19 protein-coding genes are annotated in these 25,884 nt (G+C 63.0%); 7 read left to right on the forward strand and 12 right to left on the reverse strand.

The annotated features are described in order from the left end of the window. Positions 1 to 2 precede the first annotated feature (2 nt). From ACFULV_RS27825 to ACFULV_RS27850, 6 genes are all read right to left on the reverse strand, one after another. Positions 3 to 1,157: a TIGR02678 family protein gene (locus tag ACFULV_RS27825; protein WP_378661685.1), complete on the reverse strand. Its 1,155-nt coding sequence runs from the start codon at positions 1,155 to 1,157 to the stop codon at positions 3 to 5. Continuing rightward, positions 1,154 to 2,650 (reverse strand): DUF2397 domain-containing protein, encoded by a 1,497-nt coding sequence (locus ACFULV_RS27830; RefSeq protein WP_378661687.1) that lies wholly within the window; start codon positions 2,648 to 2,650, stop codon positions 1,154 to 1,156. The genes ACFULV_RS27825 and ACFULV_RS27830 overlap by 4 nt, the downstream gene beginning before the upstream one ends. 415 nt (positions 2,651 to 3,065) lie before the next feature. Beyond that, complete coding sequence (locus ACFULV_RS27835; RefSeq protein WP_378661690.1) at positions 3,066 to 4,028, reverse strand: ADP-ribosylglycohydrolase family protein; 963 nt, start codon at positions 4,026 to 4,028, stop codon at positions 3,066 to 3,068. A gap of 958 nt (positions 4,029 to 4,986) precedes the next feature. Then, positions 4,987 to 5,262 (reverse strand): DUF6959 family protein, encoded by a 276-nt coding sequence (locus ACFULV_RS27840; RefSeq protein WP_378661693.1) that lies wholly within the window; start codon positions 5,260 to 5,262, stop codon positions 4,987 to 4,989. Positions 5,263 to 5,269: 7 nt separating this feature from the next. Then, positions 5,270 to 9,790: an RHS repeat-associated core domain-containing protein gene (locus ACFULV_RS27845; protein WP_378661695.1), complete on the reverse strand. Its 4,521-nt coding sequence runs from the start codon at positions 9,788 to 9,790 to the stop codon at positions 5,270 to 5,272. Then, complete coding sequence (locus tag ACFULV_RS27850) at positions 9,790 to 10,164, reverse strand: type VII secretion target (protein ID WP_378661698.1); 375 nt, start codon at positions 10,162 to 10,164, stop codon at positions 9,790 to 9,792. Before ACFULV_RS27850 ends, ACFULV_RS27845 begins: the two co-directional genes overlap by 1 nt. Before the next feature lie 487 nt (positions 10,165 to 10,651). Between ACFULV_RS27850 and ACFULV_RS27855 the strand changes: the two genes are divergently transcribed. Together ACFULV_RS27855 and ACFULV_RS27860 are read left to right on the forward strand one after the other, a co-directional pair. Beyond that, complete coding sequence (locus tag ACFULV_RS27855; RefSeq protein WP_378661700.1) at positions 10,652 to 11,206, forward strand: DUF3558 domain-containing protein; 555 nt, start codon at positions 10,652 to 10,654, stop codon at positions 11,204 to 11,206. 22 nt (positions 11,207 to 11,228) lie between these two features. Beyond that, entirely contained in the window at positions 11,229 to 11,609 is a 381-nt protein-coding gene (locus tag ACFULV_RS27860; protein ID WP_378661703.1) for a hypothetical protein, read from the forward strand. A 10-nt stretch (positions 11,610 to 11,619) separates the two neighbouring features. Here the strand turns inward: ACFULV_RS27860 and argS are convergent, their stop codons facing one another. After that, entirely contained in the window at positions 11,620 to 13,236 is a 1,617-nt protein-coding gene (argS, locus tag ACFULV_RS27865) for an arginine--tRNA ligase (protein ID WP_378661706.1), read from the reverse strand. A 1,061-nt stretch (positions 13,237 to 14,297) separates the two neighbouring features. On the opposite strand from argS, the gene ACFULV_RS27870 reads away from it, so the two are divergent. Continuing rightward, positions 14,298 to 15,005, forward strand: a complete 708-nt coding sequence (locus tag ACFULV_RS27870; RefSeq protein ID WP_378661709.1) for a phosphoribosylanthranilate isomerase — start codon at positions 14,298 to 14,300, stop codon at positions 15,003 to 15,005. On the opposite strand, the gene ACFULV_RS27875 is transcribed toward ACFULV_RS27870, so the two are convergent. Then, positions 14,950 to 15,789 (reverse strand): EamA family transporter, encoded by an 840-nt coding sequence (locus ACFULV_RS27875; RefSeq protein WP_378661711.1) that lies wholly within the window; start codon positions 15,787 to 15,789, stop codon positions 14,950 to 14,952. The genes ACFULV_RS27870 and ACFULV_RS27875 overlap by 56 nt on opposite strands. Positions 15,790 to 15,830: 41 nt before the next feature. Next, on the reverse strand, positions 15,831 to 17,165 hold the full coding sequence (locus ACFULV_RS27880; protein WP_378661713.1) for a hypothetical protein: 1,335 nt from the start codon (positions 17,163 to 17,165) through the stop codon (positions 15,831 to 15,833). A gap of 185 nt (positions 17,166 to 17,350) precedes the next feature. On the opposite strand from ACFULV_RS27880, the gene ACFULV_RS27885 reads away from it, so the two are divergent. Together ACFULV_RS27885 and ACFULV_RS27890 are read left to right on the forward strand one after the other, a co-directional pair. Further along, the gene (locus ACFULV_RS27885; protein ID WP_378661716.1) at positions 17,351 to 18,448 is read left to right on the forward strand and encodes a WD40/YVTN/BNR-like repeat-containing protein; all 1,098 of its coding nucleotides are present in this window, start codon (positions 17,351 to 17,353) and stop codon (positions 18,446 to 18,448) included. Between the two features lie 4 nt (positions 18,449 to 18,452). Next, on the forward strand, positions 18,453 to 18,725 hold the full coding sequence (locus ACFULV_RS27890; protein WP_378636379.1) for a MoaD/ThiS family protein: 273 nt from the start codon (positions 18,453 to 18,455) through the stop codon (positions 18,723 to 18,725). Between the two features lie 31 nt (positions 18,726 to 18,756). On the opposite strand, the gene ACFULV_RS27895 is transcribed toward ACFULV_RS27890, so the two are convergent. Together ACFULV_RS27895 and ACFULV_RS27900 are read right to left on the reverse strand one after the other, a co-directional pair. Next, positions 18,757 to 20,133 carry a DoxX family protein gene (locus ACFULV_RS27895; RefSeq protein WP_378661718.1) on the reverse strand — a complete coding sequence of 459 codons (1,377 nt, stop codon included), beginning with the start codon at positions 20,131 to 20,133 and terminating at the stop codon, positions 18,757 to 18,759. Between the two features lie 102 nt (positions 20,134 to 20,235). Further along, positions 20,236 to 21,204, reverse strand: coding sequence for a hypothetical protein (locus ACFULV_RS27900; protein WP_378661721.1), 969 nt, complete (start codon positions 21,202 to 21,204; stop codon positions 20,236 to 20,238). Positions 21,205 to 21,449: 245 nt separating this feature from the next. Here ACFULV_RS27900 and ACFULV_RS27905 point away from each other — a divergent pair, with 245 nt between their 5' ends. Next, on the forward strand, positions 21,450 to 23,411 hold the full coding sequence (locus ACFULV_RS27905; protein ID WP_378661723.1) for a UvrD-helicase domain-containing protein: 1,962 nt from the start codon (positions 21,450 to 21,452) through the stop codon (positions 23,409 to 23,411). 18 nt (positions 23,412 to 23,429) lie between these two features. Continuing rightward, complete coding sequence (locus tag ACFULV_RS27910; protein WP_378661726.1) at positions 23,430 to 24,980, forward strand: CBS domain-containing protein; 1,551 nt, start codon at positions 23,430 to 23,432, stop codon at positions 24,978 to 24,980. A gap of 15 nt (positions 24,981 to 24,995) precedes the next feature. Here the strand turns inward: ACFULV_RS27910 and ACFULV_RS27915 are convergent, their stop codons facing one another. Then, the gene (locus tag ACFULV_RS27915) at positions 24,996 to 25,703 is read right to left on the reverse strand and encodes a hypothetical protein (RefSeq protein WP_378661729.1); all 708 of its coding nucleotides are present in this window, start codon (positions 25,701 to 25,703) and stop codon (positions 24,996 to 24,998) included. Between the last annotated feature and the right edge of the window lie 181 nt (positions 25,704 to 25,884).

A 25,884-nucleotide genomic window follows, 5' to 3' on the forward strand; every position in this document is an offset into this window, starting at 1 on the left:
CCTCAGTCGAAAGTCAGTTGTGTGCCAACGGCTTTGGGCTGTGGGCGGTAGCGGGCGGCGGCGGCATTCAGTACGAGAACATCCGGTGTCGATTCGGCCAGTCGCAACGCCGTCAGGAGCGCAACGGTGTCATCGCGCAGTACCTCCGGCGCGTCGGCATATTCGGATCTCCAGGCGCGCCCGTATGCGCGGACCAGATCGGCAAGTACGGAATCGACCACCGGCCAGGCGAATTCCATGCTGCCTGCGGTGCTGTCGTCCATTAGGTCGAGTAACGCGCCGATCAGGAGCAAGGCAGCCTGCTTGGCACTTCCCGTCCCTGGGAACTCGATATCCGACAACGATGCCGCCGGGTCATATCCCAGTGCACCTTCCGCGCGGACCTCGAGTACCAAACCAAACGCGTCACCCAACATTCGAGTCAGCTCGGACCGCTCACGGGAAAGAACGTCGAGCTCGTCGGGATCGAGATCGGACCGCAGGACAACTGGTTCCTCCACCAGACGGCGCCTCAACCTGCGACGAGGCGAGTCCGGCTCCGGTGTCAACAAATCGTGGCGGTCGGCACCTGAGCCGATCGGTCGCGTCAGCAGGTGCGGCAGCAGCGGACGACAGATCGTGAGCAGCGCTTCCTCCGCCGACTCGCCCCACTGCGCAACAGTGCCGTCCACCTCGGTCAAGACGCCCCACTCGAGCAGCACCGCTAAGGCTGCGACCACCAGTCGACGATCGGCGATACTGTCCGACAACGGGATCTCTTGCTGGGCCGCATCGGTGCGCATTTGGGTGACAAGAGCCGACAGCAGGATCTGCTCGCCTACCCCAGGAGCTAGCAGTGCACTGCACGCGAGGGCGAGAAGCGTGTAGCCCCTGGCACCGAACGGGGTCCCGTTGCGACGATTCACCACTCGCTGCGCGGCACTGTGTTCCGGCGGCGATTTCGCCAGCCGCGCGAAACTTGCCTCGACCACGAGGTGGTATCCGACGTTGGTAGCGAACAATTTTCGAAGGGTCGCCGCGTGCTTGCGAATTACCGACATCGACTCCGGTGATCGCGCGACAGTGACGATCGGCGTCCGCAGCAAGATCCGCGCTGCCTCGCGGATCTCTGCGGCATCCTGCCTGCTGGTGGCAAGGGTTCTGTCCGAGCTGGTCATTGGGCCTGCTCCCACGGAATCTCGTCGACCGGACTAAACCTGAGCTGATACCCATGAACAACCAGGGAGCCGTCGGTCGAGGTAACCGTCGTCGAACCTCCCGGTGTCGCGTGCAGAATCACGCCGAGATCATGATTCATGATGGACCCGGGCGCTGCAGGGTCCGGTGTTGCCGCAAGGAGGCGGGCGAGTTCGTCCAGCAGCACGGTTCGGGCGTGTGGCGACAAGTTCCCACCGTCAAGTTGTCCCGCAGCGGCGAGTTCAGCGGACACCTCGGCATTGCGCGCCGCTTCGACACGAACGGCGGCTTCGACCATCGCTCGGTCGGCACTGATATCGGGTACTCGGGCCGAGCGCCCCTTCACGGCCCGAGTACCTCTCTCCCGCAACGAAACCGGCACGTCGATGGAGTCCGAAGCGGCCCAAGAAGTCATTGGTCCGATCCTGGGGTCGGGTTCTTCCGGCCCGAGTGACAGATGCCGTGTCGACCAGGCACCGAACGCTGCGGCGAAGATCCGATGGGCTTCGCTGTCTCCGGACTGATTGAGCCAACCCGCCAGTCGCAACAGATCGGCACGCCGGGAGAAGCCCGTCGAGGAGGGGTGCAGCATTCGCTTGGCGTTGACAAGCAGCTGGCCCAACGCCTGACCGGCGGCGGCACGCAGCTGTGCCGGGCCCGAATCCTGACCTGAGCCGGTGTACCACTGCCGCAATTGCTCCCAGTCCGAACGGCTGCGACCGCCTGAACGTTCTACTGCTGCGAGATCGCCCAGATCCAACCGGGGCACCGAATCCAGCACGGCCAGAATCTCATCCAGATTCTTCGACACCGCTGTAAGCCTGTGCGCGATCAACGGTGCGTGCCGGTTCACATCCGCGGTGATCAGGTCGACATAGTCCAGCAGCAGTCCCTTGAACTGTGCGTACTCCGCTCCTTGTAGGTCGAAGCGGCTCAGCACTCCGGCTAGGTAGGCGTAGAAGTCTGTGACACTGGCAGTGAAGAGCCGCTGATTGTTGAAGATCGTCGTCACGATGCCGGCCAACCGATCGGCTCGATCCGGGGACCTCGGGAGCCCGACGATGTTCACGACTTCCAACAGCGATTCGGCGATCTCGCCGAGGAGTTCCCGCGCGACCTCCCGTGCGCCATCGGCGGCCTCCATGATTTCCACGGCGCTGCGATGGACCCGACCGCCGAGACTCGACACCTGGTACCGCGAGCGCGCCCGCAGGTAGTCCTGCACTGTGGTCACCCGGGCATCACGCAACGACGGCACCAGATTTCCCCACCGCACCAACTGCCGGCACCGCGACTCGACGACATCCGGGTCGAGCAGTACGCCGTCACGAGCGAGTTGCTCGGCCGCGGTGGTCGCCGACATGTCCGCCAGGAGGGACGCCGTGAATCGCGTCATGATCGCGACGTATTCGCCTCGCTCCTCGGCGGAGAGGTAGCGGAAGAGATCTAGATGCGCAGGTGTGGAACTCGACATGGCGAACCTAATCCAGGTGGGTTGCTGTTGGCGTCACCGTAGAGTGGACCACTGACAGGCGGCGAAAGTTCGATTGTCGACTCATTGGTCCTCCCCGTCGACAGGATCGACTCCAACCAGGCTTTTCTGCTGCGCAGCAGCCACTTCCAGTCATCCGGGCAACCTCATGCATACACCAAACATCGATCGAAATCGAGGAGTCGAGGAGTCGTCAGCGTCGTCGACCCGGCCAGGAACCCGGGCCCAATCCCGTTATAGCGTCGGCCAATTGGGCGATCGGTTGCACGGAACATACCTTGATGCACTGGCGACGCCGACGACCACGTTGGCGGAAATCGAATACTTCCTCCGACAGCAGTATCTTCGCCGCGATGGAAATAGAAGTAGCCGCTGTCGCCGCGAATGGCGAACCAGCTCACATACCTCGAAGTCGGCGGCGCGACGGGCTGATCGACGTAAGCCAGGTCGGCAACGGTTCGCGGGCGGCGAGCCACGCCTCGGGCAACCCGGTTCCAGTTGCGGCGCCGGTGTAAGCGGCGACGATTCCCCCAACAATCGCGCAAGTGGTATCGATGTCGCCGTCCGCTTCGATGCAGGCGGTGATGGCTGCCGGGTAGTCGTTCAAATTTGTAGCAGCGGACCACAATCCGAACGGCACCGTGTCTTGTGCCGTCACCCGGGATCCGTTGCCCAGTTCGTATGCGGCCTCGGCGATGGTTGCGCCGAGCAGAGCACGAGCAAGACGGACGCCGCGCGTCGTCTCGCCGTGTTCGAGACGGTCCAGGACAGCGGTGAGGAATTCCAGTGCAGTGGGTACGTTTTGGGTGCGGCGGGCGTGAGCGGCCTGCCCCGCAGCGATCGCCACCGCGACCGCGCCGATCACTCCTTCGGGGTGCATGTGGGTTACCTGTGCCGACCGAACTGCTTCGGTGACAACCCGTTGTGGATCGTCGCAGTAGTACGCACCTAGCGGGGCGACCCGCATGGCCGCACCGTTGCCGCACGAACCCTGACCTTCGAACGCCGCTGCGGCTGCCTCTCGCCAGTGCGTGCCGTTGCGAATACGTCGAAGCGTCGTGACCGTCGCGTGCCCGTAGTCACGCTCCGGAGAGAAGCGGCGCGCGAAACCCGCGGCCAGCCGATCCTGGTCGGTGCGCTGGTGGCGGCGCAGTTCCGCGACGAGGCCGCAAGCCATCTCGGTGTCGTCGGTCCAGTCCCATGGCCCTGGTGGAGGGCTGCCCGACCGAAGATTCGGGAGCGACCTGCCCATTATGAAGAACTGCGCCCCCAGCGCATCGCCGACAGAGAGCCCATCGAGCGAATCGAGCATCAGTTCGACACGACCGATGGCGGGTTCCGAACGCCCTCTCCATCCCATCACGGTATCGACAAACCTCCGGGTCCGGCTGCACAGGCCAGCTGAACTGTACTTATCGCGATGTACGCGGACACCGTGTTACCAGGGGATGATGATCGGATTGTCGATGGGATCGAACACTCGGGGACCATCAGTGGCAGCCAGAAGACTTCGCTATCGCAGTGGGCAACCGGCGCGTCGTTCTCGGCTAGCCTCAATCTACGCCGCCTAGCCATTTGTTCGTCGCCATACGCCGTCGGCACCGACCCCCAGCTTCGTCTTCGGTACGTTCGGAGTCCCGGCAGTAGTGACGCCGTGTGCTCATACGGATGTCCTTACAGTCCCAACAAGCCGGCCAGCACAGGGATGGCAGCCAATCAGCCATCAGGCAATCAGATCGACCATAGGCTCGGCAAGTTCGGCGCTCACGCTCCCAACAGCCGTACCGGCCTGCGACTGTGCGGATCTCCCCAAACATCGTTCACCCCAGCACCTGCTTCCGGGCTAAGAGAACGCCCGCCGCTGTATCCACCACGCTGGCGTCAGTCCTCCCCCGTGCCAACCACCCGAGGTCAAGCAATGCCGTACCGAGCAACCGAATGCACTCATCATGACCCGCGAGCGCCGCGGTAACTATGAGCCGTTCGACGTACTTGCCAACCGCATCTGGGCCGACTGCGTAGTCGCCGATCGCACTATCGCTGATGAGATCTGCCGCACTCCGCTCGCAAAGATCTGCTCGTCGTTCACGTACGACCCGCCTCCGAGGCTCGCATGATGCGCCTGGACCAGAAACGTTGCCACGACAGTCCTCTCACGCACAGAAGAGCCAATGACACTGCACACAAGGGATTCCGTGAACAAGATTCGTCCCGTCCGGCCGCATCCTCACCGAGGAACGAAAAACCGGTGCCATTGACGCGAGCCAGTCCCGGAATGCCCGTTCGATCTGGGAGACTTAACAATCTCATATCACCATTCAGTCACGCGGCGCATAGGGAAGCTGTAGGCCAGCTTTCTTCATCATATCCTCATATGAATTCTGCATTGCGGAAAATTGCAAAAGCAATTCATGAGCGACGAATTTAGCTTCTTCGATGTCATCACCAGAAAGGAGTTCTTCAACTTCGCGAAGATCGGACACGATAATACTCAAGGAATCACCCTGCAGAAGAAATCCGGGAAACTTTCGACCCGCCCACTTCACCAGGGAAAAATCACCCTGCGTTTCGATGATCTCAGCGGAATGCGTCATTTGATCCTCAGTTCGGATAGAAGGTTACGTACGGTGCGCCCTCAACAAGGCCTCCGGTAAATATATCAACCCTGCGCCCTACGCCCAACTCGTGAGATCCCTGCGGCAGCGACCCTTGTATCCTACTCCTCGTCCGCGAATTGATATCAGATATCACATAGTCCCAGTCGGAATATCCACCCGCAGTTCCTGCAGCCCGACTACCGACAACGTTGATCTCGACGCCTCTCGAATTTGCCGCATTCTGAATTCTGCGAGCATCGTTTGGCGAAATATTGTCAATATGTCCGCCGTTGCCAAAAGAGGGTGGTCGAGGTTCAGACTGCGAACCTCCGCCCGCAGTTGAACAGGAAAGCCCCAGCGGGTCGATCCAGCTGGTTGGATTGTGGGGATAAGTATTGGGATTGGGCGCCGGCTGCAATCCCAGAGGGTCCTGGGTCAGGTATCTGCCGGACGTTGGGTCGTAGTAGCGTTGATAGTTGTAATGTAGCCCAGTTTCATCATCGAACTGCTGACCAGGAAATCGGATTGAAGTTCCGCCCATACCTGACCATTGAGTCCTTCCCCAAAGGTCGACTTCCGCGGATGCAGAAATTTCATTCCGCTCCACATCGACCATTTCAGTAGGAGTACCAACGATGTCAGTGGCTATCGCGTGAAAATGCCAACCTTGGTCAACCTGGCCTATGGGGATAATGGTTTCAGAGACAGGAGTGTATGTATCCGGCTGGTAATCCCAGGAGCTGATCGATGTCGGTGTTGATTCTTCGACGAGAAGGGAGCGATCCCAGGTGTATTCGTGGAGCTTGATTACCGATTTTTCGTCCGCCAGCAAGGTCTTTGTTGCACGCCTACCGTGAGCATCGTAGGAATACCGCCACCACTGTTGGTCTGCCGTGAAAACATCGGTGAGTTGATCGAAGGCATTGTATCGGAAATGCCAGAGTGAGGGTTTTCGGGATATCCGACTAGTACTTTTCCGGACCAGCCGTCCGGCAGCGTCGTAGTGGTATCTCGTGCGGCCGCGCCGAGTCAACAAATTTCTATCGTACTCATGTTGCACGCCCTCGCTATTGACTGGAATAGAGGACGGGGATGTGAGATCGGCATCGCCAACTGATGTGATGTTGCTGAGTTGGTCGTATCCGAAGCGCTGCGTTCTAGTTCCGTTGGATGTCAGTGCGGTAACTCGGCCAACCGGATCGAGATCGTACGTTCGGGAAACAGCACTGCTGCTCTGGCCACGAAAGGTGTTGTGTTGGGTGATGTACCCGTCTGCGCGCCAGATGTATTCGTCGTGACGATTACCTTCGATTGGGGCCCCGGCGAGGGATAGTGTGCGCGCGACGACCTGGCCGACAGAATTATACGTCTGGGTGTGTTCGAATGCTCCCACTCGCCAACCAGTCTGACGGCCGAGTGGGTCGTGGGTGAAGTCGATCGTGCGGCCAGCTGTAGCGAGAGCCTTGACACGGTTGCCTCTGTCATGAACCCAGTCAGTAGTTTTGCCGCTGGGATTGGTGCGGCCGACGTATCTTCCGTGTCGGTCGTATCGGTACGAGGTCGGTAGACGGCCGTCGAGCTGCTCACTCAGGACGCGTCCACCGGAAGTGTGGGTGTAGCGGAGGGTGTGGGTGTTCGCCTGTCCCCCACTCGTCGCGGTAGTAAGGTGTCCGGCCAGGGAGTATGTGTAGGTGACATGTTCGCCTGATTCCGCCCGTATGCCGATCAGCTGGCCGAGTTCATTGTATGTGTGATAGCGGGGTATCCCGGTTGCCGGGGTAATTGTGTCAATCAGGCCGGTACTGGTGTGGCGGTATTCAATGGTCGAGTTGTTGTAGTCAGTTTCCGATGACACCCGGCCGACTTTGTCATAGAAATACGACCATGATTGTCCGATCGGGTTGGCGATTGAGACCGGCCGTTCTTCGGTGTCCCAGGTGTAGTGAGTGACGGCACCGTCGGGTGCAATGTGGGTTTGGAGGAGGCCGAACGGGCCGTACGTGTAGCGCTGGACCTTGGCAGCACGATCGGAATGCTCCAATAGTTTTCCGTCGCCATTCCACGACCAGCTCTCTCCGTACCCGTCGGCATCGACCCGAGAGAGCAGGTTCCCTTCTGGTGACCATGTATAGCGAGTGGTGTTACCCAACGGATCCGTGATGGTCATCGGTCGACCGAAGTGATCGCGCGTGATGACAGTGATGTTGCCGTTCGCGTCGGTCAGCCGGATCGGCTGGCCTGCCGTGTCGACGTCGATTACCGTCGTTGCGCCGCCTGGTTCGACGAATCGCTCGACCGCACCGTTGGGATGGTATGCCCGGCGCACCACGACTTCGTCTGGATCGATGATGGCTACAACATTTCCGGCCCCGTCATACTCATAACAAGTGACCGCACCATCAGCGTTGGTGATCGTGCTCGGGCGGTTGCGAGCGACGTAGTCGATCGTGATCGATCGGCGGTCCGGGCGTTGAATGCGAACGAGATTGTCGTCCTCGCTGCGATAGTAGACCGTAGTGGCGAGGTCGGAGGCGATGATCCGGTGCGGTTGTCGACTGACGGGGTCAGCGTAGTCGGTTCGTGTCGCTGCCCCGTAAGGGTCGGTCTCTACGAGTAGCCGCTTGTGGGAATCGAATTCGTAGGACCATGATGCGCCGGTGGAGTTAATGACGTGGGTACGGGTTCCCCAGCCGTTGGGCAGTGTTTCGTAAGAGACTGTGGCGTTGAGGATCCCGTCTGTGCCTTCTTGACGGACAATCCGGCCGAGGTTGTCATAGGTGTTGGTGAATTGCGTATTATCCGGATCACGCCAGGTGAGCATTCGGTGGGCGCGATCGTACGTGTAGTGAGTATTCGCCCCGACACTGTTTGTAACAGCGACGAGATCACCGGCTTGGTAGGCGAATTCACGTAGCAGCGTGGATACTCGGCCGCCGACTTCGTTGGTGCCGTCGACGGTGATCGAAGTTACGCGGCCGTCATCGACGGTGAACGTGAGCTGATATCCGCCAGATGAGCTGATGTGGCTAGGATTCCGGCTGTGGTCGTAGTGGTGGCGGATCCAGTTGTCGTGGCGGTCTGAGATGCCAGTGATCGGGAAGTCGCCGAGTGCCTCAGCTTCAGGATCCACGGCAGCGAAATGCCAAGTTATTTCGCGTTCAGGATCGTAGATTCGGTATCCACCATTTACGGAGAGGGTCAACGGCCACGGGTGGTCACCGTGCACCGGCACGACCTGCGCGCCTGGCGTGGTGTGCGGGTAGGACAGAAGCATGCCATCTTCGGCGATGAAAGTGACTCCGGAATGATCTACGACCAGTCGCATGTCCAGGAACGTCGACCAAGATGGACCAAACCAACGGCCATAGCGGTAGTTGGACCGGTGGCGCCGCCACAAAACAATGGGGAGAACTCCAGGCAATTCGAGGTCGACGATCGGGACAAAGTACTCCCCCGTCGCCATATCGACCGGCTCGATGCGCCCACAAGTGCCTTTCGCGTCCTGGGTGGTCGCGGGATCGCCGATACGAGCTTTCTCCGGGGCGCCGTCGTTGGTCTTGGACGGCGACTCCGGCTTCTTCGCGTTGAGATCGGGAGTGGTGGCCGGGACTGTGTCGCCCGGGCTAGGGCTCTTCGCAGGCGTATCGGGTGTGCTTGACGGATTCGTGGGCGTGTCAGGCTGTTTCGTAGTCGACGGTGTTGTCGAGGTATCGGTGTTCTTCGCGGCCGCGGGGCTCGTGGTGGTGGTGTCGGCGTTCTTCGAGGTCTTCGACGGGGTCTTCTTGAACGCCTTCGCGATATCACCGAACGCCGACTTCAACTGCTTGAGCAACGGCTTCAGCTTCGACATCGTCTTAGCCAACTTCGAAAACAACTTCGAAATCGTCGCGACAGTTTTCGCGATGTAAGCGGTGGCTTGGACCGCGACCAGCGGGGTCGCCAAACCAACCGAGAACACCAACTCCGCCGCCCACACCGCAAGGCGACCAACGGTTTGGGCTACCAGGTCACGCACGGTTTCACGGACCGCGGCGACGATCCCCCCGGCCATGCGGATCGCCGAAGCTGCCGCGGTCGCGGCGGTGTTGGCCGCGGTGAGCAGGTTCGTGGTGTTCGACGCCGCTGACTTGTAGGCGGTGGCGGTTTGACCGGTCCAGTCCGCGACATCGGCAGTGACCGCAGCGTTCTGGGCGGTCGCTACCTCGCTGATCCGGGCGGCGACGTTGTCCCAGGTCTTGGCATAAGCCTCGATCTGCGCAGGGTCACCCGCGATCCAATCCAAAGCATCCTGCAATGGTTGGCAGTGTTCGATCAGCCAGCCCACGCCGTAACCGGCCAACGTCCCGAGGGGGTCGACGACCAACGAAACCGCTTCGGCACCGAGACCGACGACACCGAGACCCACCTCGATCCAGGAACCACCCGAGATCGCATCGGACAGATCGGTGACCGAGCTGACCAAACTGATCCCGGTGGACCAGTCGGTGGTGTCTTCCTTCGCAGCGATCAACGGATTGGCGGCCATTACAGACCGGACTCTTGAGTCTTGAGCGCTGCGGCGTTAGTGGTGTCACGGGTCGTGAACGCGTCCGCGACCGCGGTCAGGTTCGAGCTGGTGTCACCGAAGGCATCGATGGCGGCCTGGATCGCATCGATGCCATCGGTTTCGACCGAATCAACGAACAACGGCCCGAGGAAGGCACACAATTTCCCGAACGCATCCGAGGGCGCCGAGACCGCCTGGGCTGCTTCGAGTGCTTCGGTCAACCCCGAACCGGCTGAGGTGACGTTGGTGGCGTGGGACTTGATCTTGTCCGGGGAGATGCTGAGTTCCCCGCCCGCGCTTGTCATATTCGATGCCCCGCCCCTCGTGTGATACCACCCCAGGACCGCGGGCATAGCTGCCCGCGACCTGCGATGTCGAACCTGATCGAACAGGTCCCATCCACCGGAAATACCGGTACGTCAGACCTGCGGCACGCAGTGCCAATCGCCGAGCGTAGCGGATACGACAGGGTTGGTCCGTGCGGTGAAATCGATGGAACCGGAAGGGGCTTCGGTGCGTCTAAGGGTGTAGAGCAGTGCCATCTCAGTGATGATTGAGTGTGATGCGGCGGGGTGGTGAGGATCAACGTCTGACCGCGTGACTCGTGACCGTCGGGCGTCGCCGTGGGTTGTTGTCGAGGGTTGGTAGCACCCGCGCACGGCGGAACTCGTTGGAGTTGCGGAGGTTTCATGGGGCGGGGGCGGTGAGGTGAATCGGGTGGAATGGTGTCGTAGGCTGTGCGGAGCGACGGGGTGGCCGGGTGCGGGGAGCATGCGGGCGGCCGCGGGTTGGTGCGGGCTCGGCCGGACGGTGTGGCTCGGTGATCGGGGAAGACGGAGGATGCTCGTGCGGCGACGGTCTGTGTTGGTGAGCGCGGTGCTGTGTGGGGTGCTTGCAGCGGCTGGGTGTTCCAGCACAGAGAGCGGGAATGCTCAGCCGAGTACTGCCGACCCGGCGGCTGCTACCGCTGCGCTGTGGGACCCGTGCAGTCAAGTCCCGGATTCGATGCTGACCAGCTTGGGGTTGGACGTTGCGTCGAAACGTTCAGGCATCCTGGGTGCTGAAGAGCCAGGGTGGAAGATCTGTTCCTGGGACGATGCGAACTTCCCGTCCGGCTTCGGAATCGGCGTGTTCTCGACGATCCGAACCGTCGACGAGGTACGAGCCAAGCCCACCAACATCGAGTTCAAAGACGTTGTGATCGCTGGCCGCAATGGTGTGCAGTTCCGACAGAGCCACTACAAAGCGAACGAAGACTGTTCGATCGTTTTCCCGACATCCACCGGATTCGCACAGCTGGACCTCCTCAACACCGGCACCAAAGCGAAGTCAGTACCGCCATGCGAACGGCTTCAGCCGATCGCAGAAGCGATCGTTCCGCTCTTTCCCAAATGACTTCTGTGAGCAAGGGGGTGTCGTGGCTTCGAATGATGAGAAGTCCCGCTGGCAGTATCTGAACGAGGAGGCGAAAGCAGGCCGTCTATACCTCGATCCTTCGGTCGCGACGAGCTGCCGTGATGCGAGCAACAGGCAGATCGACCTCTTCAACACACTGAAGAATGAACTTCAGCACGTGGCAACCGTGACCGGTCTCGGGCGCTTCACCGCGGCCGACGAGCTGGCGAAGATGCTCGGCATGAAAGCCATTGGCGGAGAACGAGATTTCAAAACGGCCTTCGAAGAACACATCGCTGTACTCGAACTGATCCGCGACACCATCGAGATCTCGGTGAAGAAGTACGAGGACCAGCAAATAGCCCAAGCGCAAGCAACGGACGCGTTGGGCAACGGCTACTGATCCAGGCAGGTCACATTCGCTGCGGTGCAGCGATTCCCAACTGCCCCAAACCGAGTTCCAGGGTGCGGGCAGTCAACTGGCACAACGCGATTCGGTTCGAACGTATCGGTTCGTCAGCAGCGAGGACCGGACACGAGTCGTAGAAGCTGGTGTAGGCACGGGCAAGTTCGTAGAGATAACCCGCCAGCCGGTGTGGCTCCAACGTGTCGGCCACCTCGGCGAGGACAGTCCCGTAGCCGTCGAGACACAAAGCGAGGTCCCGCTCGGCTGGTTCCATTCGACCGGCGATATCCGCGACCGCCGGGGTTACGGCCTCGGCTTTGCGCAGGATCGAGCAGACCCGAGCGTGGGCATACTGCAGGTAGACACCGGTGTTGCCGTTGAGCGTGGTCATGCGGTCCGGGTCGAAGGTGTAGTCCTTGACCCTCGATGTCGATAGATCCGCATACTTCACCGCACCGGTTCCCGCCTGCTCGGCGATCGCGTCGAGCTCGGCAGACGACAGGTCCGAGTTCTTCTCGGCGACCACCGCACGTGCACGCCCGACAGCTTCATCGAGCAGGTCCATCAACCGGACCGTCCCGCCCGCACGGGTTTTGAACGGTTTGCCGTCCGGCCCGAGGATGGTGCCGTAGGCGACGTGAGCGACCTCGATCGCCTCGGTGAGCCAGCCTGCCCGCCGTGCCGCTTCGAATACCAGCTGGAAATGCAGAGCCTGCCGCGAGTCGGTGACATACAGCAGTCGGTCGGCGTGCAGTGAGGTGATGCGGTACCGGATGGTGGCCAGGTCGGTGCTGTCGTAGCCGTAGCCACCGTCGCGTTTACGGACCATCAGGACCGCCGGCTGATCATCGGGGCCCTTGACCTGTTCGGACAGCACGACGACCGCACCGTCACTCTCGACCGCGACGCCCTTGTCCAGCAATTCGGTGACGGTGTCGGCGAGCTTGTCGTTGTAGAACGACTCTCCGAAGTAGTCGTCCGGAGTGAGCAGCACACCGAGCCGGTCGTAGATCGCGCCGAATGCCTTCTCGGACTCCGCGACGATCTCCCGCCAACGGGCCAGCGTTGCAGGGTCACCGGCTTGCAGGGCAACCACACGAGTCCTGGCCCGGTCCGCAAAGCCTGAATCCGAGTCGAATTGTTTCCTGGCCGCCTTGTACAGGCTGTCCAGCGCCGACACCGAGCTGGTGTCTTTATCGAGTTCCTCTGTATGCCAAGGAGATTCGGGGTGCTCGTCGATGTATTGGATGAGCATGCCGAACTGTGTACCCCAGTCGCCCAGGTGGTTCGCACGGATGACATCGGCGCCGAGGAACCCGAAGACCCGGGCCAGACTGTCACCGATGATGGTGGTCCGCAGGTGTCCGACGTGCATTTCCTTCGCCACGTTCGGCGCCGAGTAGTCGATGACGACCCGTTGCCCGTCCTCGGTGGTGGGGACTCCGAGCCGGTCATCGGCCAGGCGCGCTGCGACGGATTGCCACACCGCTGTATCGGCCAGGGTGATGTTCAAGAACCCTGGGCCTGACACTTGTACATCAGCGATCACACCATCGGCGAGATCGATCTGAGTGACGAGCTCAGCGCCGAGCTTCGTCGGCGGGATACCGACCCGCTTCGCCAACGGCAGCGCGGCATTGGATTGGAATCGGCGCGATCGGAACGTCGCACTACCGGGTCCGCATCCGCCGCTTCCGGACGGACTCGGGCGATCGCCTCCGACACAGCGGCAGCGACACGTCCGAGCAGCGGCACAACACCGGCAGAGCTCACCTTGGGTTCCTTTCGCGTGGATGGTGAACTCATTGTCCCAAGCACATCAAGCGGAATATCGGCCGCGACTCAGCCGATCGCGTCTCCCCTTCAATGAGCGATGGTCGGGAAGCCGGCAGGAGCAAGCACATACCACCGACAGACGTACGCTGACCTGCGAGGACCAACGCTTCCAGAAAGGTGTGCTGATGACCGTCACTGCTGTTCGGTTCGCTGTCGGACTGATTGCCGCGGCCACACTGGCGTTGGCCGGATGCGACGGCAACCCGCCGCCGACCGCACCTAGCGGGTCGGTATCGCCGAGTACGACGGCGTCCGCGCCTTTGTCCGAGGGGCCCGCTGCGGCGACGTCGTCGACCCACCTCCCAGAAACCACCACCCCGACCCCTTCGGCTGAGTTGACCCCGCACGCCTCACCAGCACCGCCCGCATCCTCACCCGCGATCCAGCAATCAGAGCCGACCTTCTTGTATTGCGAGAACGGCACCGCGATTTACAGCGATCAGTCGTACGTAGTCGGGGATCCACGCTGTCCACAGCCCACCGCTAACGAAGACCCGCATGGTCGCGACTACCAGTGTGATGCGCAAGGAACCAACTGCACCTACCCCGATGGCTCTCCGGTCCCGGGTTATCGGCGGTGCGGCACACAGTGTGGTGAGGCACCGACTTCTGGTGAGGTTCAACGCAAGTGGATGGAATGCATCGCTGTGAAATCGGTAGAGCAATGTCGAGCGGAGCAGTGAGGAGCTGTCGATAAAATCGCTGCGCCCGTTCCATAGTCCATACCTCTGGGACGAGGAAGAACAGCCAACAGATTTGCGCCCCGCTGTGTATCTGCGAGACCGCATCTACTGTGACCAGACCCTCCGTACCCCACCCATGAAGCACCTTGATACTAGGGTTGACCATATGGAAAAACGCGTCCAGGTGAAGATCTGTGGTATCAGGTCCGAACTCGACCTCGCTGCGGCGTTGAGTGCTCGGCCCGATGCCGTGGGGTTCATCTCTGGCATCACGCACTTCAGCGAGGACGCGCTCACACCGGAGAATGCGGCGGCCTTGTCCGCGCAGGTATCGAGCCGAGTCGGCGCCCACTCGGTGAAGCGTGTGCTGGTCACCCACCTCGAAGACGCTGACGCGATTTTGCAGCTTGCGCAGACGGTCGATGTCGAGGCTATCCAGGTGCACGGCTTGGTGAATCGAGCCAACTTGCGAAAGGTGTACGAGCACAGGGGCAATCGCGAGATCCTGCGGGCGGTACATGTCACCGACGAGGGCGTTTTCTCCGCCGTCGAGGATGTCGCCAAGTATTGCGACGTCATCCTTCTGGACTCGCGCACGCCCAGCCGTCTCGGGGGAACCGGGCAAACGCACGACTGGAACATCAGCAAGAAGATCGTCGAGGCGATGGCCGGGCGCAAGGATGTGGCGTTGGCCGGTGGTCTCACCCCGGACAACGTCGGTCAGGCAATCGACCTCGTGCAGCCCTATGGTGTGGACGTCAATACCGGCGTCGACGACGCCGGCGGCAACAAGTCCAAGGCGGCATGTGCTGAATTCGTCAAAGCCGCGACCCGGGAGCTCGCCTCGACTTGTCGTCCAGCACAACAGCACTGAGCACCAGCGCTCCGCCGATCACCGCCCCCAGCGTGATCGGTGTATTGGTGAAGATCGCACTCACCACGGCCGCGAAAACGGCTTCGTTGAGCCCGATGATGCTCGCCGTCGTCGCGTCCAGGCCCCGCAGGCCCAGCCAATAGAGGCAGAAACCCGGTCCGAGCAGTAGCGCCCCGACTAGGATGAGCGATCCGGCGGTCCGAGCGTCCGGTGGATCGGTCAGGATCAGTCCGCCGCCGAGCACACTGGCCACCACCAACTGCCATCCCGCCGACGCGATCGTCGGTCGCTGTGCCGACTCCCGGGCGATGAGGCTGACCAGCAGCGCGACACACACCGCGCTACCGACCGCGAGGACACAGCCCAACAGCGCTCTGTCCATACCGATTTCAGCCGAGCTGCCCGGTACCGCCACTGCCACCGCGGCACCGACCAGCACGAATTCGACGCCGACGAGCACCGTCGGTCGGCGCCGCCCGCGGACTATCTCGGCGGCGAGCAACAGCAACGGCGCGATCAGGTGCAACGCCACCACCACGGGTAACGGTCCGCATTTCAACGCTGCGACGAACAGCAGCAAGTTGGCTGCCTCGAGCGCGCCCAATCGCACATAGAGGCCGGGCGACTCCAGCAATGTTCGAATCGGACCTTGGCGGCGTGCGCCCGCGACGAGGAGCAAGGTCACTCCGCCCCCGGCGGCGACCAGCGCCGAGGAGGCGAGGGAACCCTCGAGCGCCGCCAGCGCGGCACTCGACATGCCCCACACGAAGGTCGCCGCGAGCATGATCCACGGCGACGATCGTGTGAGCGATGACCGGACTGCGGTCAAAAAATGTAGGTCACGATAGGCAGCACCACAGCAGTGAACCCGCCGAAGACGCCCGCCGCAATAGCCCGCTGGGAGAAGTTGGGGAATCGGCTGGTCAGCCAGGCGAGTGTGCCGAACGCGAGTACGAAGGTGCCCCACACGATCAAGCCACCCGCGGCAGCACGCTCAGGGAGCGGGGCCTCCTCGGCCAAGCCCGCCTTCAACAGGGCTCCGAGCCCCACGATCGTCAGTCCGGCGGCCAATGCCAATACGAACATCGCGAAGCCGGCATGGCTGTTCATCACCAGCCGACGTGACCCCCATTCGGTCACCACCCGACCATCGCTGTGGTGCGCGCCGTCGACCTGACAGATCAGGTCGAAAACCCTTCCCGGGTTGACGGTTTCGGCGACCGCGGTTCGCGCGTGCACCATGGCCTCGACGGCCAGGGTCGTCGAGTACGCGGTGATGAACCCCTCGCTCGATGTCCGGAATCCGCCGCGACTCGGCAGTTGCTGAGTCATCACCTGCAAATCGAACAACGCAGTCAACGCCGCCCGGACCGCAGGATGAAAGATCAACGTGCCATCGGCGACCAGCACGGCACCGACTGCCGCATGCAGCCCGAGGTGGGTCCAGATATGGGCGACATCGCCACGCAGGAAATGCTCGTCCCCATTGCAGTTGGCACCACTGGCGAGCCCGTCGAGCATCCGTTCGATCGCCAGCTCGGATGCCCGCCGCGCCCGCCTGCCGCCCACCGACGCGTACTCGGGACGGGCCAGCACCGTGGCGATGTGTGCCGCCGAGTACAGCGGTTCGGCGCGGACGTCGTCGGATAGCATCGTCAGCGCCAGAAAGGTCACGCCGCGCAGCGTCGCCCGCGCCACTTCCACGTCGTCGGCCGCGTACGGGGCGAGTGCGTGCATGGCGGCGGTCGTCGCGGTCAGAGACACCGGGCCGACAGATCCGGACATCCGGTACCCGCCCGATTCGGCATCCTGTTCCTGGATCAACGTCCTGATGCACTCGCGGACGTCGGAATCGTCGTCGGCCACCCCGAGGCAGTGCATCGCCCGCAGTTGCCACGCGATATCGATCGGCCCCGTGAACTCCCCCGCACCCGCGGTGGGCGGCACGATCATCTGCCGACGTACCAGATGCAGCACCTCGTCGGCCCGGGGAACGGGAATGCCTGCCGCAGTCAGCGCGCACACCACCTCCGCGGTGTTCTGCGGATTCGGCGGCACGTCATGGACCCAGCCCCAGCCGGCCCCGCCCGCGCCATCAGAGAATTGGTAACGCTCGAACCATTCGACCGCCAGTCTCATGCGTTCATCGAGATTGGACATGTCCCCACCTACCGATCTGTGTCGAACCCATTCCAGCCCAGGTTCTTTCACTTACTAGATGCTCCCAGACGCCCGAGGAGTTCACGAACACCGTGGCGAACGCTCTGGGAATCCGCAGGTCCTGTCGGTGGGGCGGCGTAGTGTCACGCATATCGGCGTTGCGGGTGACCAACCGGAGGTTCGCGATGGACGTGCTGCTCGGGATCGGAACACGTAAGGGTTTGTTTTTGGCTCGTAGCCGGGATGGGCGGGCCAGTTGGACCGTGTCGCCGCCGCAGTTTCCGGTGGCGGATGTGAAGGCCTTGGCGATTGATACCCGGCGGGGGACGCCGCGGGTGCTCGCCGGGGTGTTGAACAGTCATTTCGGGCCCACGTTGGTGGTCAGTGATGATCTCGGGGAGACGTGGAGCGAGCCGGATGACGCGCCGCTGGCGTTTCCCGAGGACACCGGGGCTGCGTTGGGTGGCGTGTGGCAGATCGCGCCTGCTACCGAGGCCGAGCCGGATGTGGTGTACGCGGGTGTCGAGCCGTCTGCATTGTTCCGGTCGACTGATCGTGGCCGGACGTTCGAGCTGGTCAGGGGGTTGTGGGACCATCCCCATCGGCCACGGTGGGAGCCGGGCGGCGGCGGGTTGGCCCTCCACACTGTGCTGCCGCATCCGGTCGATACTCAGCGACTCGCGGTGGCCATGTCCACTGGCGGGGTCTATCAGACTTCCGACGGCGGGGAATCGTGGACGCCGACGAACAAGGGTGTCACCGCGGACTTCATGCCCGGCGAGTTGCCGGAATGGGGGCAGTGCGTGCACAAGGTCGCTCTCGATGCCGAGTCGCCGAGCACGATGTATTTGCAGAACCACGGTGGGGTGTTCAGGAGCACCGACGCGGGGGTGAGCTGGCAGTCGATCGACGGTGGGTTACCGCCGTCCAATTTCGGCTTTCCGATCGTCGCGCATCCGCGTAAGCCGGGGGTGATCTACACCTTCCCGCTGGTGGCGGATATGGATCGCTTCCGCTTTCCGCCCGATGCGGTCTGCGCGGTGTATCGCAGTGCGGACGGCGGCGAGACGTGGTCGAAGCTGAACGACGGCCTCCCCGAGGTCCCGTTCTGGGCTGCGGTCATGCGCGATGCCATGTGCGCCGACGATGCCGAACCGACCGGCATCTATTTCGGCACCCGCAACGGCGAGGTGTATTGCAGCGCGGACGAAGGCGACCATTGGCGGCTCGTGGCCGACAAGCTGCCCGACGTGCTGTGCGTGCGCGCCGCGGTCATCGGATAGCGCGATGGCTCGCGTCTGCCTGCCCTCCATGCTCCGCACCTATGTCGACGGCGCCAAGGAACTCGATGTCGACGGTGCGACTCTGCAACAGGTCCTCGATGCGCTGCGCGAACGATCACCCGGTTTGGAGCGCCGTCTCCGCGATGAACGCGGGGTTCTGCGCCGGTACGTGAACTTCTATATCGACGGTGACGAATGCCGTCTCCTCGACGGCCAGGACACCGCTGTCGGCGCACGTACCGAGGTGATGATCATCCCGTCGGTTGCCGGCGGATGAGACCTATTCCATTGGAGTGCAATGAATCCTGCTACCGGAAATAGGGCGTTGCCTGCACCCAATGGAACCCGCGCGATACAGCCGGGAACTGCGCGAGGTCGACCTGATCCAGCTGCATTCGTACCGGACGTCCGCCGAGTACGCCCTCCAGAATCAACCGATCCGATTGTGGCTGCGCATAACTGAACGTCGCGAGCTTCCATTGATGCCCCGTGTCTTTCGACAGCGTGATGGTGTGCTGGTCGGTGTCGACCCGAGCGGGGAAGGAGACCAGTGAATCATCCAGCCGCTGCACGGTCATGCCCTGGGGGATATCGAAGATGATGCGGCGGAATCGTTCGGTGGCACTCGGCATTCCGCTGCTGGACGGTGCTTCGCGGAAGTCGACCAGTGCGGGCACCTGCTCCCCCGCGATCGAGTACTCGGTGACGTTCCAGATACCGTAGAGCGGCGACTTGGGCCGTGCGTTGCCGTAGGTGTGCCAGCCGTCGTATGCCTCGACGGTCGTGGCACCGAGCAGCCACACTCCCATCAGCACCTGGACTGTCAGCAGGATTCGGTTGCCACGCGCAGTGGACAGCAAGGGTGTCGACGTTCGAGCTACGACGGCGCGGCCGAGCAGGGCCCGACCGACCCGGATCACATCAGGCGCGGCCAATACTGTTGCGTACAAGAACAATTGCAGGGCAAACAGCTTCACCGGCACATCGAACGTCAGATTCATCAGGAGTACCTGCAACGCCACAATGACAGCAAGAACAGACCCGATCCCCGCGGTCACCGGCAGGATGAGAAGAAGCGCCGCGACGACTTCCGCCGCACCCAGTGCCATCTCATACGGCTCCGACAGCGACGACTGGGCCCACAGCACCGCCATCGGGCTCATATGACCGAACGGTTCGACCAATCGCTCGAGATTGAACGACATCTGCGACGGCAGCACCTTGATCATCCCGTACAGCAAAAGAGCGCTCGCCAGGGAGATTCGCAACAGCAGCCGGAACCACTCATACAGTCGCGTGTAGTTCGGGCGGCGCCGGTCGAGGACCGACCAGACGGCGGTCACCGGCACGGCAACCAGGAGCAGGGTGAAAACAGCCACCCATTTCGCCGCTGTGTCTCCGCTACCGGTGACCGTGTAATCGATGGGTACATCGAAGATCTGAGTGCCGACCCAATCGGTGAGCGGATGCAATGCCATCCATTCGGCGACCTCGCTCACCATCTCCTGCGGCACACCGAGGGTGCGCAGCAGCGCGTGCAGCAGCCACACCCCCGCCATCCCGATACCGACAACGATGAACCCGAACCGGAAGAGCACACGGACCGCCGGGTGCCACCGCTCCACAGCCTCCCGCTCGATGCCATCGACCTCGGGCTCCCGCTGAGCCAACACCCCTGAAACCATCCGTCACTCCTACGGTCGAAAGCCGTGCGGGTGAGACGCTATGGCAGCAGGCGTGACTCGGAAATCCAGCAAAGTCGTTGCCCCGAGCATTCGGGTCAGGCGTCAATTCACAACGGTCCACACATTGGTGTCGGGTCCCTCGCCGAGGCAGAACATCTCCTCACCGTCGGGCGATGTCGCTACACCCGAGCCCACCTCGCAGGGTGCACCAGGAGTGCGAGTACCGAGCAGGGGCACTGATTGCACCCATTTCGCGCTCGGGCCCCCTGCTTTGGTGCATTTGAGGGTGCTTCCGTCAGCCGCGGTGGCGTAGTCGTCGCCGGGCGGGGTGCACGCGACACCGACTGCGGGCGTCGTCTTCTTCGGTGTGGGCACCGTGGTAGGCACTGCGGTAGTGGTGCTTTCGGGCGCGAGCTCCGGGGTCGTGGCGGGAAATGGAGCGGCGGCCGAGGGCGTAGTGGTCGCTGCGGCGGGTGCCAGGGCGGTGACGGGTGCCGGAGCGGTCGCGAGCGCAATGGTGACTTTCGCCGGTGCGGGGGTGACGAAGCGCGGCGCGTTCATCGGGGCGCTTTCGTCCTGGACCAGCGGAACGAACTGCAGCGCGACGATTTCGGGTAATGCTTGGACCACGGACCAGCCCTCGACTGTGGTTCCCGGTTTAGGCGACGCGCTGTAGGTGAACGCGTCGAAACAGGCGTCGGTGAGGATGGCGTGCTCGGTCCGCTGGGTGATCCCGGCGCGGTCCACGGTGCTGAGCAGCCACTGGTCGGGTCGCGACAGCCGGCTGGTGCCGATGCTCTCGATCTGGGCGCGAACCGCCAACGCGACGCGGCCCGCACCCAGATCGGTCACGCAGTCAGCGGGCGCGAGGGCTACTTCGGTGAACGTGATGGTGCCTACCTTCGCCCCCGTGGACGCGTCGGTGAACGCGAACGGTGTGCCGAGACCTGATGTCGGCGCGGAACCAGCCGCGGATGTGGCGGCTGGTGTCGTCGGCGAATCGACGCTCCCGCACCCGGTTACACCGGCCAGAACGGCCAAGACGGCGACAGGTGCCAGATGACGTTGCATGAATGAAATCCCCTCGTACGGAATCGAACCGGACAGCTTTGCACGACGGAGCACACCTCTGGAAATACGTCGATCGCATGACCGCGGTCGGGCCGAGACTCACGACAGCGCAATAGATCAGCGGGAAACCCCGTCCCCGTGCGGGCTCCGATCCACCTGCCTTCACAGCCGATGTCAACTATGTTGGTACTCAACGCATTACGGCTCCAACAGCTGCGCGGAGCCGCGCATCCGGAGGGGGATCGATGCCGAATATTCATCGCGAGCGGGTAGCACGGTGGGCGGAGCGCACACTCGCCGAACAGCGACAGTTGACACCGGGGCAGCGTCGGTTCCTGGCAGGACTGCTCACGGTGCGTGGCTGGCATCTGCTCGTGGACAGCGGTTCGCCCGTGCCCGATCGGATCGCGGCGTACGCACTGGGGCGCACGGGCGTTTTCGCACTCGTCTTCACCGACACGCTGCCCAGCTCGGCCGAGGTCCTGAAGATCCGCTGCGAGGCCGAGCGAACCTTCGCTAGGCTCGTTGTCGGTGGCGCCCAGTTCGTACCGCATTCCGTCGATGTCGTACTGCTCATGCCGCGCGGCGCGCGGGCTACCTCGGACGGCCGCTATCTCGTCGTCGACGAGGCCGGTTTCGTCGAGACGCTGGCACGTCGTGAGAAGCGGATGCGCGCTGAACGGGTCAGCGAGCTCGCGGCGACCGCTGCGGAGAAGCTCCCCACGCATCGGTACCTCTGTGCCGCCGATGCCCCCGAAGCCGAAACCATCGATGCCGGTAGTCTATTCGACCAGGACGACCTCCGCGAGGACGCGAGGTCCTCCGCGCTTGCCAGACCGTTCAGCGACTGGATGACGTTCCTCGACCCCGATCAGGTGCCGCTCGTCCACGCCACCTTCACCGGCCCTGCCCGGTTCAGCGGTCCGGCGGGCACCGGAAAGTCGGTCGTCGCGTTGCAACGAATGGCGCACTTCGCCAAGCGCAACCCCGGGCGACTGCTCTTCACGACGTTCGTCAAGAGCCTGCCCACCTACCATGAGCGAGGCTTCGCGCAGATCGCGCCACACGCCGCCGGGCGCGCCGAGTTCACCGGGCTGCACGCGTGGGCGATGGCGTTCCTGGACCGCCGTGATGTCGTATTCCGGTTGAACGACAAAGCCGTCGATGCCGCGTTCGCCAAATCGTGGCAAGGTGCCCGCGGAGTGTTGGGGCGGGTCGAGGGGACCGACCACGGCTACTGGCAGGACGAGATCAATCGGGTCATCAAGGGCCGCGGGATCACCGATCTGGAGTCGTACAAGCGCGTGCAGCGGGTGGGTCGCGAGGGAATCAGCCTGCGATCGACCCGCCGTCAATTCGTCTGGGAACACTGGTATCAGCCCTACCAGGAAGTCCTGGACGCGCGGCATGCCCACGATTTCAACGATGTCATCTCGCTCGCCGTCGACGAACTTCGAGCCCGTCCGCTCGACAGCACCGAGGCGTACGCCATGGTCGTCGTCGACGAAGTGCAGGACTTCACTCTCCGGCAACTGCAGCTGGTGCATCAGATAGCGGGCGGTGGTCCCGACGCACAGCTGCTGCTGGTCGGCGACGGACAGCAGCAGGTCTACGCCGGGGGTTGCACCCTGTCCGAGGCCGGGATCCCGCTCGCCGGTGGGCGTGGTCGCGTGCTGCGGAAGAACTACCGCAATCGCGAAGCGGTGCTGCGGTATTCACAACGTATCAAGGCGGGCAACACCGTCGATGATCTCGATGGCGGCGCCGGCGTCATCCTTCGTGACAGCGATCCCACGCTGCCGGACGGTCGGGCAGCCGACGTTCGCGTCCCCCGTCGCGACATCGACGGGCTACTCCCCCGCGTGCTCCGTGACGCACACCTGCCGCCGGGTGCCGAGATCGCCGTGATCGTCAACTGGCCGAGCGAGGTCACGCGATACCTGCGGGTGCTGCGCCGGGCGGGCATCAAGGCTGTCTCGCTGGAGAACTACGACGGCTCGCAGATCGAACCGGTCAAAGTCGGCACGGTACGCCGCGCGAAAGGGATGGACTTCGCCGCCGTCTTTCATATCACCGAGGAACCACCGACCGACCTGGACGCGCTGTCCGGCGGCGCCAGGGATCGAGCCGAGATGCTCGCCAGGCAGCTACTGGTCGCCACCAGCCGCGCCCGCGACTATCTCTGGGTCGCCTACCTGTCGGACTGAACTGGGAGGATCAGAACTGTGTACGACAACCCGCGCGCGTGGCTCATCCGGTCGGGCCGCGACGGCCAGCGCGAACACCGCGCGCTCGACGAGGGCCTGGCCATCATCGGCTGGGATGAAATGGGCGACCTCAGCCGCTATCGCACCTGGGAAGAGCTCAAGGCAGCACTGCGCGAGAAGTATCCCCTCGCTACACCCAATGTGGTCGGCAACTGGGCTGGGCAACTCTGGAAATTCGGCACCGACATCGCGAACGACGACCTGGTTGTCATGCCACTGAAGCTGCAAACCGGCTATGTCGCGATCGGACGGGTGGTCGGCCAGTACGAATATCGCGAGACCGAGCCCGAGGAATTCCGCCAGGTCAGGAAGGTCGACTGGCTGCGAACCGACATCGTGTGGGAGGCGTTGCGACCCGACCTGCGCGCCAGTCTCGGTTCGTTGCTCACCGTCTGCGGGATCCACCGCAATCATGCGGCCGCTCGCATCGCCCATCTGGCCGAGTTCGGGACGGATCCCGGATTCGACAGTGACGAGGTGGCCACCGATTCGGTCCAACTGCTCGCCGAGGCGAGTTCCCATGCTGCGGGCAATCCCCGTCAACTCACCATCCGCAGTCTGCTCGAGCACTGGCAGTTCGAGCGGCGTACCGCGGCCGCGATCGAGGTGATCAAATCCGCCCTCGCCGAGAACGGACTCACCACCCGCCCGCCGTTCACCGAGGGTGCGCTCAGCGACATCGTCACCATCGTGCCGCTCGATGCCGAACCCGGCACCGTTACCGATCACGCGGTGGACAGCGAAGTCCGGCAACGGGATTCCAGCGCGGTGGAGAACGTCTCCGATCCGGAACCGATGACCCGTCGGCTGGGGGATCTGCCCGCGGCGCTGACGTCGGTGCCCTCGCACGTGAGCCTTACGGTGGCGAAGACGACCATGGTGCGTCATCAGTTCTCGCAACTCGCCGTCATCGACCACGACGGGACCTATCACGGTGCGATCACCTGGGAATCGATCGGCCGAGCCCATATCTCCGGTGACCACCCGACCCTGGCCGAGGCGACCGTGCCCGCCGTCGTCGTCGACCACGACGCTCCGTTGCTCGACCAGATCGACGCCATCTACGCCAACGGTTTCATCTTCGTGCGCAGCCCTGATCGCGCTCGGGTGACAGGCATCCTCACCGCATCGGATCTCACCTACCAATTCGGCATGCTGGCAAAGCCTTTCGTGCTGATCGAGGAGGCAGAGAACCGGCTGCGTCGCGCGGCCAACGATCATCTCGATCCCGACGACATCAAAGCCGCGGCCCCCAAGAACAGGCGCGCCCACACCACCGAAGCGGCGCACCTGACCTTCGGTGGCTACGTGTACCTGCTGCGCGACCCGGTTCGCTGGCGCAAGCTCGGGTGGCGCCTCGATCAAAGTCAGGTCCTGGAGCTGGTGGAGCAGGTGCGCGATGTACGGAACGAGTTGATGCACTTCGCCACTGATCCGCTGTCGGCGGGGCAGGAGGCCGCAGTGCACGGCCTGCTGCAACTCCTGCGCACCGCCGAACCCAATCCCTGAGCACAGGGCCGGCCGCTACCCGCTGACGGAGAATGGGAATGTCGGCAGCTTTGCCAGTTGCTCCCCAGGCTTCAGCACGAACGACTGCCCACTGCAGTCACCGTTCTCCCAGAACGTTTGCGGGACACTACTGCCATTGACGATAGAGCCGGCGCCTCTCGGACCCAGACTGGCTACGCCCAGCTCCAGGCAGCTGTCCGGACCGATCGCCGGCACTTCACCGTGCGGCAACGAATGAAGCAAGTCTTTGAAGTCGGGCATACCCCACCAGCAGACGGTGTCGGCGGGACACGGTTGAGACAGCATCGCTGTCGGCGTGCGCGCCGAGATCGTCACACTCGCAGTCGGTTTCACCGCGGTAGGTACGACCGTCGTGGTGACATCGACCGGCGCGGCCGGTTGGGCGACCGATGTCACGGAACCGCCCTTCACCGGGGCATCTCCGTTGGCGTCGGGTTGAAACGCCATGAAGACCAGTGCTGCGCCGACGACCCCCGCGACGAGAAACCCACCGGCCACCACTAATTGGACGGTGCGGCGCTTCTCCTTCGTACCCTTACTGCTCACTTCGGCATCACGTCGCCACACACCGAAGTTGGTACTGGAACGCACTTGACGGGTGTACGACTCGTTCTGTGCGCTGCGATGCTGCGCATCGAGGCTGGCACGACCATGGACGTGCGCCTTCGGCTCGCCCTCGTTGGGCGGGAGTTCTGCACTCACACGCACAGGCTAGTCCCAGACGGCCAGACAGGTTGGGAGAAGCCAAGATTGACCGAACCGCGGGGACCGCCTGCTGGAAAACGCAGAAGGCCCTCCAACCGAAGTTGGAGGGCCTTTCGCAATGATGTTCCGGCAGTGTCCTACTCTCCCACACCCTGTCGAGTGCAGTACCATCGGCGCA

This window comes from Nocardia sp. NPDC057272 (genome assembly GCF_042668615.1).
Classification (GTDB): domain Bacteria; phylum Actinomycetota; class Actinomycetes; order Mycobacteriales; family Mycobacteriaceae; genus Nocardia.